Source organism: Wylensekiella montiformis, assembly GCF_009697385.1.
GTDB lineage: Bacteria > Bacillota > Negativicutes > Selenomonadales > Selenomonadaceae > Selenomonas_A > Selenomonas_A montiformis.
On sequence record NZ_VUNL01000017.1, the window covers coordinates 36991 to 47710 of the forward strand.

Sequence of the window (10720 nt, forward strand, 5' to 3'; positions counted from 1 at the left end):
GCAGAAGGGATGCAGTTTGTCCGAGGCTGACGGGAAGGCTCGGATTCATTTAACCAGAGTCAGGAGGAGTCTGAAACTTTTCCTGATCCGGTTTTATTTTATGCGCAGTCGGGGAAGTCAGGGAGCAGTAATCCGTGTGCCGCGCAGAATGGAGGACTTGCATGTCAGAGCTGGACGGTCAATCCGTGGTGGATGAAAATGGCAATCTGAAAGAGGGTTCGCTAAAACAAATCCTGACGAATACGATTCATACCATTGAAGACAATAAAACGCAGATTTTTGAGATTTACGAAAGCGCCCGCCGCGAGGTGGAAAACAGCAAGAAGGTGCTGGCTGACCTGAAACTCAAGGCGCATCAGACCATCGACCGCGTGGACGAGCTGACCCGGAAGGAGCAGCAAGAAAAGCAGCATCTCGTGGTGGTCAGCAGTAATTTTCAGGATTATTCGGAGGAAAAGATTCGGGAAAGCTATGAGGCGGTCCGGGATGTACAGGTGGCGCTGGGCGTTGAGCGCGAAAAGGAGCAGAATCTGCGCCATCAGCGCGATAAGCTGGAGCTTCGCCTGCGTCATCTGCAGGTCATGCTGATGCAGGCGGAGCATCTGGTTCTGGCTATCGGCTCCGTGCTGTCTTATTTGAGTTCGGAGGTCAGCGGCGTCGTCTGGAAGATCGAGGCGGTGCAGAAGGATAAATTTGTCGGAGCCCGTATCATCAAGGCGCAGGAAGAAGAGCGCTATCGGGTTTCCCGCGAGATTCATGACGGCCCCGCGCAGGATCTGGCCAATCTGATCTTCCAGACTTCGATTGCAGAAAAGCTGATCGATTACGATCCGGAGGAGGCCAAGCATACCCTGCAGGAGCTCCGGCAGCAGATTCGCGAGTGTCTGGCGAGCGTGCGGCAGGTCATTTTCGATATGCGTCCGATGGCGCTCGATGATCTGGGGCTGGCGCCGGCGCTTAATCAGCTGGTCGGAAGACTGTCCTCGCGGGGCATCCTTTCCACGGAACTCAGCGTGGACGGCCGCTCCTATGAGCTGCCGAAGCATGTGGAGATTGCGGTGTTCCGCGTTGTTCAGGAGGCGCTGAATAATGTGGCCCATCATGCGGGAACGGATAAAGCGCGCGTCCGGCTGCTGTATACGCGGGCGGCGCTTTCCGTTCTGATTGAAGATGAAGGCGTCGGCTTTGATCCGGATGCGGAGCCGGAATTGCCGGGACTCTCCGAGGATGGGAGTGAAATGGTCGAAGAAGGGGCGGATCATGTCGGGCAGTTCGGCATTGTCGGCATGAAGGAACGGGCCAAGATCATCGGCGCTGAACTGAACGTCCTTTCCGCACCGGGAAAGGGGACCCGCGTTCACCTTCGAATCAATAACCGGTGGAACCAGCGGGAGAAAAAGAAAGAGACGCCCGCTGCGAAAAAGGAAAAGAAATGAGCAGGAAACCGGAAACGAAACAACGGAAACAAAACATGCACAGAGCGCCGGTTGCGGAGGCTATGAGGGCTTACGCGCGAGACGGCGCTCTCGCTTTTCATACGCCCGGCCATAAGCAGGGGCTCGGCGCTCATCCGCTGCTGCGCGCGCTGATCACGCCGGAGGGGCTGCGCGAGGAAGTGTCGCTGATGGAAGAGCTGGATGATCTGCACGAGCCGTCCTCCTGCATCCGGGAGGCGCAGGAGCTGGCGGCGGAGCTGTATGGAGCGGATGCCGCCTATTTTATGATCAATGGGACGACCGGCGCGGTGCATACCATGCTGATGGGGGCGCTTTGCCCCGGCGATACCGTACTGATGCCGCGCAATGCCCACCGCTCGATGATCGGGGGCGTGATCCTCGCCGGAGCGCGGCCGGTATTTATTCAGCCGGAGGTTGATGCGCGTCTCGGCATTGCCATGGGGCTGCGGCTTTCGGATATCCGGCGGGCTGTCGAGGCTCATCCGGAGGCGCGGGCTCTGGCGCTGGTTTATCCGACTTACTATGGCGTGACCGTAGATCTGGCCGCGATTGCCCGGGAGGTTCATGCGCATGGCATGCTGCTGCTGGTCGATGAGGCGCACGGGTCTCATCTGAAATTCAGCGGCAGACTTCCGCGTCAGGCCATCGATGCCGGGGCGGATATGGCGGCGCAGAGTACGCATAAGATTCTCGGCTCGCTGACCCAGACGTCGATGCTGCTGGTCCGGGGGCCGCGGGCCGACCGGGAGCGGGTGCGTCAGGCCGCGAGCCTGCTGCAGTCCACGAGTCCGAATCAGCTGCTGCTGGCGTCGCTGGATATCGCCCGTCTGCAGATGGCGGAGTCCGGCCATGCGCTGGTGGATCGGGCGGTCTGCCTGGCGGAGCGGCTTCGCATGGAGATCAACCGGATCGACGGACTGTGGTCGTTTGGCCCGTCTTATCTGAAGACGGAGGGGGCTTCGGGGCTGGATCTGACCAAGGTTACGGTAAATGTCCGCGGCATTGGCCTGAGCGGCCCGCAGGCCGAGCATATCCTGCGCCATGTCTATAAGATACAATGCGAGCTGTCAGACGCCAACAATCTGCTGTTCATCCTTTCGTATGCCGATACGGAACGGGAGGCGAAGGCGCTCCTTGACGCGCTGGCGGGACTGGCCCGGGATCATCGGGGCAGCAGCGGGGACATACCGGTTCCGTCGCTGCCGGAGGTCCCTCGTCAGGGCATGGATCCGCGGACGGCGTTTTTTGCCGCGGCGGTATCGGTGCCGTTTTGGGAGGCGGAAGGACGCATCGCGGCCGAACAGGTCATGTTTTATCCGCCGGGCGTGCCGATTTTGGCTCCGGGCGATGTGATCAGCCGGGCCGGGCTGGAGTATATCGCTGCGATGCAGCGGCTGGGATTGAAGGTAGTCGGGCCTCAGGATGCGGGGCTGAATACATTGAAAGTAGTGAGCGAGTTATGAAGCGGGGAAAACTGATTATTATCGAAGCCGGTGACGGATCCGGCAAGGCTACGCAGACCAGAGCGCTGTTTGACCATCTGTCCCGCGACGGATATCCGGTGCGCCGGATCGAGTTTCCGGACTATGCGTCCGATTCTTCCATGCTGGTCCGGATGTATCTGCGCGGCGATTTCGGCGGCCATGCGGAGGATGTCAATGCCTTTGCCGCATCGACGTTTTTCGCTGCGGACCGGTATGCCTCGTTCCGGATGAAGTGGAAGGAGTTTTACGATGGCGGCGGCATCGTTCTGGCTGACCGCTATACGACCAGCAATATGGTGCATCAGGCCGTCAAGCTGACCGATCCGCAGGAACGGGAAGCGTTCCTTTCCTGGCTGTGGGACTTTGAGTTCTGCAAGCTGGGGCTTCCAGTACCGGACCGGGTGGTGTTTCTGGATATGGATCCCGATACGGCTGACCGGCTCATCGCTGCCCGGGCCCGGGCAGCGGGAACCGGGCCGGATATTCATGAGGCGGACAAAGCCTATCTGCACCGCTGTCATGCCGCCTATCTGGAGCTGGCGGAAAAATACGGCTGGATCCGGGTGATCTGCAGCCGGGACGGCCGGCCTCGCGGCATACAGGAAATTCATGAAGAGGTATATCAGGCGGTCCGGCCGGTGCTGGACCGCAGGCAGGAAGGAACAGGCGAATGATAAAGGAAGTATTGGTTGTCGAGGGCAAGATGGATGTAGTGGCCGTGAACAAGGCGGTCGAGGCGGACTGCATCATTACCGAGGGATTTAATCTCAAGCCGCAGGCGCTTCAGAGCATCGAGCAGGCGTATAAGAAACGGGGAATCATCATTCTGACTGATCCGGACTCGGCCGGCGAGCGGATAAGGTCCTATCTTTCGCGCCGCTTTCCGAAGGCAAAGCACGCCTTTGTGCCGGCGGAGGAAGCTTCGGCCAATGAGGATATCGGCATCGAGCAGGCGAAGCCTGATGCGATCCGCCGGGCATTGGAAAAGGTGCGCACGATGGACTGGACGCCGGCGGAGCGTTTCAGTGGAGCCGATCTCATTTTGCATGATCTTTCTGGCGCCGCCGATGCCGGAAAGCGGCGCGCGAAGCTCGGTGCCATGCTCGGAATCGGCTTTGCCAATGCCCGGACCTTCCTCAAGCGACTCAATCATTACGGTGTCACACGCGAAGAGTTTGCCGCGGCAGTCAAGCGGCTCGGTCAGGAGGAAAACGCATGAACCAGCAGGACGAAAAGATACTGCAGCCGAAGATCGCCAGCCGTCAGGTTACGACGCATATATTGAAAGCCTTCGGGCTGCACATGAGCAAGAAGCTCGGTCAGAACTTTCTCATCGATGCCGGTATTGTACAGGGAATCGTTGACGCGGCGCAGATTCATCCGGGCGATCACGTTCTGGAGATCGGGCCGGGCATCGGTACTCTGACGCAGGGGCTGGCCGAGGCGGGCGCCGATGTCACCGCGGTCGAGCTGGACAAGAAGCTGCCGGCGGTTCTGGCAGAGACGCTCAAGGCGTACGATCGCGTCCGGATTGTGCCGGGGGATATTCTCAAGGTCGATATTCCCGCGCTGATGGGGCAGGAGCCGTTTAAAGTGGTGGCAAATCTCCCGTATTACATCACGACGCCGATTCTCATGACGCTGCTGGAACGCCGTCTGCCCATCACCATGATGGTCACGATGGTTCAGAAAGAGGTCGCTGAGCGCATGACGGCCCGGCCAGGGTCGCGGTCGTATGGAGCGCTTTCTGTCGCGGTGCAGTATTATACGGAGCCGGAGATCGTTTTGAATGTGCCGCCGCGTTCGTTTATCCCTGCGCCGGAGGTGGACAGTGTCGTCATTGCCTGCCGGGTCCGTTCCGTGCCGGCCGTCAAGGTGTCTGAGGAAAAAATGTTTTTCCGGGTCGTCCGCGCGGCTTTCGGCCAGCGGCGCAAGACGCTGGCCAATGCACTGCGCGGCGGCGGCTTTCCCAAGGAGCAGGTGCGCGCTGCGATGGAACGGGCGCAGATGGATCCGCAGCGGCGCGGCGAGACGCTGTCGCTGGAGGAATTCGGCCGCCTCGCCGATGCCTTCGCGGAACTTGCAAAAAATGCTGAAATTCATATTGATACTATGTAAAAAATGTTATACAATAAGGAACAGATATTTTGCTGGCGGACAATTTTTTGCCGATGTACAACCTTGAAGTATAACAGAAAGTAGGTATGATAATGGCGCAGACTGCCTGGTCGGTCCTGCCGCCGGTCATTACGATCGTGCTGGCTCTTTGGACAAAAGAAGTGTATATGTCTCTGATTATTGGAATCTTTTCCGGTGCGATGCTTTTTACCGGCGGCAGCATCCTCGGTTCGATTCTCACGATGTTTGCTGTCATGGAAGAAAAGGTCGGCGGCAACGTCAATATTCTCGTGTTTCTGGTGATTCTCGGTATTCTCGTGGCGGCGATCACGCGCAGCGGAGCGACGCGGGCCTATGGCGAATGGGCGGCGCGGACCATCCGCGGCAAGCGCAGCGCCCTTTTGGTTACCGCCCTGCTGGGCATCGTCATCTTCATCGACGATTATTTTAACTGCCTGACGGTGGGAACCGTCATGCGGCCCGTTACCGATAAATTCCGGATTGCCCGCACCAAGCTGGCCTATATTATCGACGCTACGGCGGCGCCGGTCTGCATCATCGCGCCGGTATCGAGCTGGGCGGCGGCGGTCGGGTCTTCGCTGCCGGAAGGATCGGAAATTGACGGGCTTTCGCTCTTTCTGCAGACGATACCGTTCAATCTCTACGCCTGGCTGACGATGCTGTTCATGGTGTTTCTTATCTGGACCGGACGCGATTATGCGGCGATGAGAAAGAGCATCCGGGAGAGCAACGAGCATTTTGTCATTCCGAAGGAGTATCAGGACACGACGGACATTCGGAAGGAAGAAGATGGAAAGGGAAAGATCATCGATCTGCTTCTGCCGCTGTTGGTGCTCATTGCAGCCTGCGTCTACGGCATGCTCTATACGGGCGGCATTCACGAAGGCAAGGGAATCGCTGAGGCGTTTGCCAACTGCAATTCGGCCAAATCGCTTGTCATGGGCTCCTTTATCGCGTTTGTTTTCACCGGCTTTTTGTATCTGCCGCGCAGGGTGATTTCCTTTAATGCGTTCTGCGACAGCTTCGGCTGGGGGTTCAAGGCGATGACGCCGGCCATCTTTATCCTGTGTCTGGCCTGGACGCTTTCCGGTATTTGCAGCGATAAATATCTGAATCTGGGCGGATTCGTCGGCGGCCTTGTCAGCGCACATGCCTCTCTGATCCTGTTCCTGCCGCCGATCTTCTTCCTCGTGGCCATCGGACTGGCTTTTGCTACGGGAACGTCGTGGGGAACCTTCGGCATCCTGATCCCGATCGCGGTTGCGGTTGTCGGTGCGGACCCGAATATGCTCGTACTCTGTGTGGCCGCTGTCCTGTCGGGAGCGGTCGGCGGCGACCATGCTTCGCCGATTTCGGATACGACGATTCTGGCCTCGGCCGGGGCGCAGTGCCATCATATTGACCATGTCAATACGCAGCTTCCTTATGTCCTGACCGTTTCTTCCTGCTGTATTATTGGCTATGTGGTCGACGGCATCACGGCCAGCGGCTGGGCCGGGCTGGCGGTGTCCCTGCTCTGTCTCGGCGCCGTCATGGGCGTGATCCGCATGAGGGTTTCTTCTCTGGACTGAGCGTATCTTTGACCGGATGCTGGCCAAAGATCGAATATAGAAGGCGTCAGCCTGTCGAAATGACGGGCTGACGCCTTTTTTGTCCTATGGTTAAAGTTCAAAGCGATTCCAGACGTATCACCGTTGTGGTGCGGCTGTTCAGATGGGGAACATGCTGGTAGTTTTTCTGCGTGAGGAAGGGACCGGCTTCTACATCGTAGTCCTGATTGTCGATTTTTACGCGCTGGCCGACGATATTTCCGTAGATCCGGTCATAGGCATCGAGCCAGATCTCGCCCTCCGGCGCGAAGATGATGCCGCGGAACTTGGAGTAGTTGTGCATGCGGATGTTGCCGTGCAGGGAGATGATTACGGCGTAATTTTCATGATCTCGTCCGTCGCCGTCCTTGTCGCAGTACATCTCGTTCATATCCCAGCCGTGCAGTTTGTCGCCGTTCGTGGTCTTTTCCATATTGATGGTCACATCGCCGTTGACGATAATGACGCGGAACCGTTCCTGATCCGGCGTGAGATTGGCGGAGTGCTTATAAATGTTGTTGCTGTTGCACTGCACGCCGAGCGGGTTGAGATCCTGTCCCCAGCGCAGGTTTCCCTGATACCAGGTCAGCCCGCCGGCATCAAACTGATACGATTCGCTGGCGGGCGTTGTGTCGTCACAGTACCAGCCCTTCTGCTCAGCGGCGGCCAGATCGGACTGGCAAAGCGCCCGGACTTCCTGATAAAAGGCGTAGAGGTCTTTGGTGACGGGATTTTGCGCGTTAAAGGAGATGTCGAGCGGCGGGTTATTGATGCGCGTGTTGTAGGAGGAATTTGTCGGCCCGCATGAAGCGCCCTGCGGCGTGGAGAACAGGAAGCTCTTATCCTTGTCGGTGTTGTATCCGTCGGCGTTGGCCGTCCCATAGAGACTGCTGGTATCGATGCGGGATATGCCGTCCTCATTGATGCCGTTTGCGCCGGTTAGCTGAAAATTGTATTCGGTGCTATTGGCATTGTTGAGGCCGATGCGTCCGTTGCCGCCAATGTTTCCGCTCAGCCTGTAAGGATGATGCGGATTCCCTTTGAAGATGACGGAAGCCCGCTCCGGATTGTTCGCCGGCTGGTCGGCGCTGCCGGACGGATCGTACTGCCTGCGGCCGGCATTGCCTCTTTCGTCGTTTTTGGTCCAGCGGGAGGTTGCGGCGCCGAATACGGTATAATCGAAGGGGCCTGTTCCCCCCGCAGTGACCAGATGGGCGCGCGAGGCGGCCTGAATATCCATGAAGCGGAGCGAGTCGATATTCAGCAGACCGCCGAGCATGCCGAAGAACGGCAGCTGCACCTTCTGGCGCAGGCGGACATCTACATAGTCGTCATGCGCGTCTGTATCGATATGGATGGATGCGGCGCCGTCCGGAAAAGATTCGGAGCTGCGGACCTCTTTGAGCCTGGTCGTATGTCCGTACTCCGTGCGGCTGTAGTTCATCTGCGCAGATCTTTTGGCGCTGTCCTTTGTGCTGCGGACGTTGCGCCCCGAATCCAGATATTCGTGTCCTCCGGCCAGCGCCGCGGCATCCGCCGCGTTCTGCAGCGTGGATTTTGCCAGATAGGCGCCGCCGAAATCCACGGTGATTCCGCCGAGAAAAAAGAGGACCGGCAGAAGAAATGCCGTACATATCAGAACATTGCCCTGCTGGCCCGGATGGCGAAGCCAAGTCTCTTTGCTGAACCTGCGCATGTGATTCCCTCTCCCTTTCCAATAAGCCTCACTTTATCTGTGATGAAGATATGTTCCCTGCTATCGTATCATGCAAATTTTCTCAAAACAATGAGTTTTGAAAAATCAGGTATAAGGTACGGAAAAAGAACTTTGTAAATAAAAGAAGAGACTGTTGCAAAGTCCTGTGGCATGACTTTGCAGCAGTCTCTTGGAAAGAAAAAACGGTGTTAGAACGGCTCCTGAATCACGAGGGCCAGCGGCCGCCCGTTGGTATCGTCCCAGAAGAGATTGCAGGCGCGGCTGCAGATTTTTGCGCCGCTGTTCCAGTTATCGATCTCACACTGGATGTATTCGCTGCCTTCTCCCGAGAGTTTCTGCACGGGACAGTTCGGGCATGGCGTCTGGCGCTTGTGGAAAAGCTGATAGCAGGGCTGTTTGGCCATGCCGTCCGGCAGCGCCTGACGAATGGTGCGGTTGAAATAAACGGGATGCATGGTGATTTTGTCGATGACGTAGACGATTTCCTGCATGTGGTCGAGCAGATCGCGCAGGTGCGCGTTTTGCTGACGCAGCTTATTGTCGTCATGCGGCGTCAGGAGGATGTTGCCGAGAATGACGGCAAAGATGCTGAGCTTGCGAATCGCTTCCTCCTTGAAGACATGCGGAGCCGTGCTTTCGAAGCCGATGCAGCCGAGCGTGTCGGAGCCATGGGAGATCAGGCAGTGCGCAAAGGCGCCGATCTGGAAGAACTGGATGCATTCCTGATATTTTTCTTCTTTTTCTGCCGTATCTTCGCAGATGGACATGACGCCGTAGGAGGTGGCTTTGTAGCCGGAGAGCACCATGTTGTTGCGCAGGCAGAGAAGGCGGGAAATGTCTTCTCGGTGTTCCTGCGGCTTCAGGGAGACGCCGTTCGGGCTGAGCCATTCAAACGCGGTGCTGTACTGATTGGTCGCCGGATTGAAGCGGTCTACGGCCACGCGGTCCAGATTGAACTGCTTGCCGAACATGCCGAGGGACAGGGAGATGGTGGCCTCCGGACTGTTTGTCTCGTAGAGCAGCCGGAAAATGAACTCGATCATGTTGTCTTTGAAGGCTTTCTGCTGCAGTCCCTCAAAGTCGACGGGTGCGCGGTGGTTTGTGATAGAGGCCTGACCGATGAGGCTGGGATGGTAGATCATGTACTGGTTTTTGCCCTGACTTTTGGCTTCGTACAGCGCACGGTCTGCATGCTTGAAGAGCTCCGTGTAGCTTGTCCCGTGCTCCGGATAGAACGACGCGCCGATGCTGATGGAAAAGGGAAGCTCCTCGTTTCCGTTTTTGTATTTGCGGTTCAGGTTGTGAATCAGGCGATCGCAGCGCTCCTTGAGAACCGGGACGTTTGTCATGTTGCGAAACAGTACGATGAACTCGTCGCCGCCGATGCGTCCCTTGATGTCGGAATGACGGAAATTATGGAGGATCGCATTGCCCATGTCCGTGAGGACAGCATCGCCGAAGAGGTGGCCGAAGGTATCGTTGATTCCCTTAAACCCGTCGGCGTCGATCAGCAGCATGGCCGCCTGATCGATGTCCCGGGAAAGGCCGGCCAGATAGTCGATGATGCGCTTTTTGCAGGCGTCCTTGTTCAGCAGTCCGGTCAGCTTGTCATGCGCTGCCTCGCGTTCCACGCGCTGCTGCCAGAGCTTCTGGGCCTGGATGTTGCGGATGTTGCCGTAGGCGACGACCGGCTTCAGTCCGTCGTAATAGGTGATGATATGGATTTCAGACCAGAGATAATCCATCCGGCTGCGGTCGCGGAGCCGCAGCTTGCAGGAGGCGTTGCGGGTCCGGTTGCGATACCGTTCAAGATGGCGGAAAATGGTATGAAGATAAACGCGCAGCAGATGCGTCTCATCGGGATGAATGAGCGCAGAGTGCCAGAGCATGCTGGAGGCGCAGGCTATCTTCGATGGGATATCGTAATTGTTTTGTGGAACCGGTTTGTTCAAATCGATGGTATCTGTGGTCAGGTCCCAGCGGAAGTAGAGACGCCGGTCAAAGTCCTCCAGCGCAACATACACATCGTTGCCGAATTCGGTCGGTATCCGGTGGCTGACTGCCCTCATAGTGAATCCCTTCTCCATGAAACATGATAAAAATATGACAACATGGCAGCTGTCAACATATGTCGTCAGACTCCAATTACTTTCTAGTATAACGGATATAGGACATTTTTACCAATAAAATTTCATACTTTTTTAAAGCCCGAATTGCAATAATAAGTTGAACACCCGGCGAACCTTTATGCAGTAAGTGCTGCAAGCATTTCTTCCCTAAAGCACTCCTCGGGTGTCTTATAGCCGAGTATTTTTCTTGGCAGGGTGTTGGCCC

At 57.1% G+C, this 10720-nt stretch carries 9 protein-coding genes; 6 read left to right on the top strand and 3 right to left on the bottom strand.

Going from position 1 to position 10720, the window contains the following annotated elements:
- Positions 1-161: 161 nt before the first annotated feature.
- From FYJ78_RS12025 to FYJ78_RS12050, 6 genes are all read left to right on the top strand, one after another.
- Complete coding sequence (locus tag FYJ78_RS12025; RefSeq protein ID WP_154621634.1) at positions 162-1436, top strand: sensor histidine kinase; 1275 nt, start codon at positions 162-164, stop codon at positions 1434-1436.
- Positions 1437-1471: 35 nt separating this feature from the next.
- On the top strand, positions 1472-2920 hold the full coding sequence (locus tag FYJ78_RS12030; RefSeq protein ID WP_154621644.1) for an aminotransferase class I/II-fold pyridoxal phosphate-dependent enzyme: 1449 nt from the start codon (positions 1472-1474) through the stop codon (positions 2918-2920).
- Positions 2917-3615, top strand: a complete 699-nt coding sequence (locus FYJ78_RS12035) for a dTMP kinase (RefSeq protein WP_154621635.1) — start codon at positions 2917-2919, stop codon at positions 3613-3615. Before FYJ78_RS12030 ends, FYJ78_RS12035 begins: the two co-directional genes overlap by 4 nt.
- Positions 3612-4160, top strand: coding sequence for a ribonuclease M5 (rnmV, locus tag FYJ78_RS12040; RefSeq protein WP_154621636.1), 549 nt, complete (start codon positions 3612-3614; stop codon positions 4158-4160). Before FYJ78_RS12035 ends, rnmV begins: the two co-directional genes overlap by 4 nt.
- The gene (rsmA, locus tag FYJ78_RS12045) at positions 4157-5059 is read left to right on the top strand and encodes a 16S rRNA (adenine(1518)-N(6)/adenine(1519)-N(6))-dimethyltransferase RsmA (RefSeq protein WP_154621637.1); all 903 of its coding nucleotides are present in this window, start codon (positions 4157-4159) and stop codon (positions 5057-5059) included. The genes rnmV and rsmA overlap by 4 nt, the downstream gene beginning before the upstream one ends.
- Before the next feature lie 92 nt (positions 5060-5151).
- Positions 5152-6651, top strand: a complete 1500-nt coding sequence (locus FYJ78_RS12050; RefSeq protein ID WP_154621638.1) for a Na+/H+ antiporter NhaC family protein — start codon at positions 5152-5154, stop codon at positions 6649-6651.
- A gap of 97 nt (positions 6652-6748) precedes the next feature.
- Here FYJ78_RS12050 and FYJ78_RS12055 read toward each other — a convergent pair whose 3' ends face one another.
- The 3 genes from FYJ78_RS12055 to FYJ78_RS12855 all read right to left on the bottom strand — a co-directional run.
- Complete coding sequence (locus FYJ78_RS12055; RefSeq protein WP_154621639.1) at positions 6749-8365, bottom strand: pilus assembly protein TadG-related protein; 1617 nt, start codon at positions 8363-8365, stop codon at positions 6749-6751.
- Positions 8366-8574: 209 nt separating this feature from the next.
- Positions 8575-10455: a GGDEF domain-containing protein gene (locus tag FYJ78_RS12060; RefSeq protein ID WP_195847966.1), complete on the bottom strand. Its 1881-nt coding sequence runs from the start codon at positions 10453-10455 to the stop codon at positions 8575-8577.
- A gap of 76 nt (positions 10456-10531) precedes the next feature.
- Positions 10532-10720: hypothetical protein (locus tag FYJ78_RS12855; protein ID WP_206671402.1), on the bottom strand; the 189-nt coding region annotated here is incomplete at its 5' end.

What these genes read in the sequence shown, in the direction of transcription:
- FYJ78_RS12025 (WP_154621634.1), top strand. Translation starts at nt 162, where the DNA reads ATGTCAGAGCTGGACGGTCAATCCGTGGTGGATGAAAATGGCAATCTG.
- FYJ78_RS12030 (WP_154621644.1), top strand. Translation starts at nt 1,472, where the DNA reads ATGCACAGAGCGCCGGTTGCGGAGGCTATGAGGGCTTACGCGCGAGAC.
- FYJ78_RS12035 (WP_154621635.1), top strand. Translation starts at nt 2,917, where the DNA reads ATGAAGCGGGGAAAACTGATTATTATCGAAGCCGGTGACGGATCCGGC.
- rnmV (WP_154621636.1), top strand. Translation starts at nt 3,612, where the DNA reads ATGATAAAGGAAGTATTGGTTGTCGAGGGCAAGATGGATGTAGTGGCC.
- rsmA (WP_154621637.1), top strand. Translation starts at nt 4,157, where the DNA reads ATGAACCAGCAGGACGAAAAGATACTGCAGCCGAAGATCGCCAGCCGT.
- FYJ78_RS12050 (WP_154621638.1), top strand. Translation starts at nt 5,152, where the DNA reads ATGGCGCAGACTGCCTGGTCGGTCCTGCCGCCGGTCATTACGATCGTG.
- FYJ78_RS12055 (WP_154621639.1), bottom strand. Translation starts at nt 8,365, where the DNA reads ATGCGCAGGTTCAGCAAAGAGACTTGGCTTCGCCATCCGGGCCAGCAG.
- FYJ78_RS12060 (WP_195847966.1), bottom strand. Translation starts at nt 10,455, where the DNA reads ATGAGGGCAGTCAGCCACCGGATACCGACCGAATTCGGCAACGATGTG.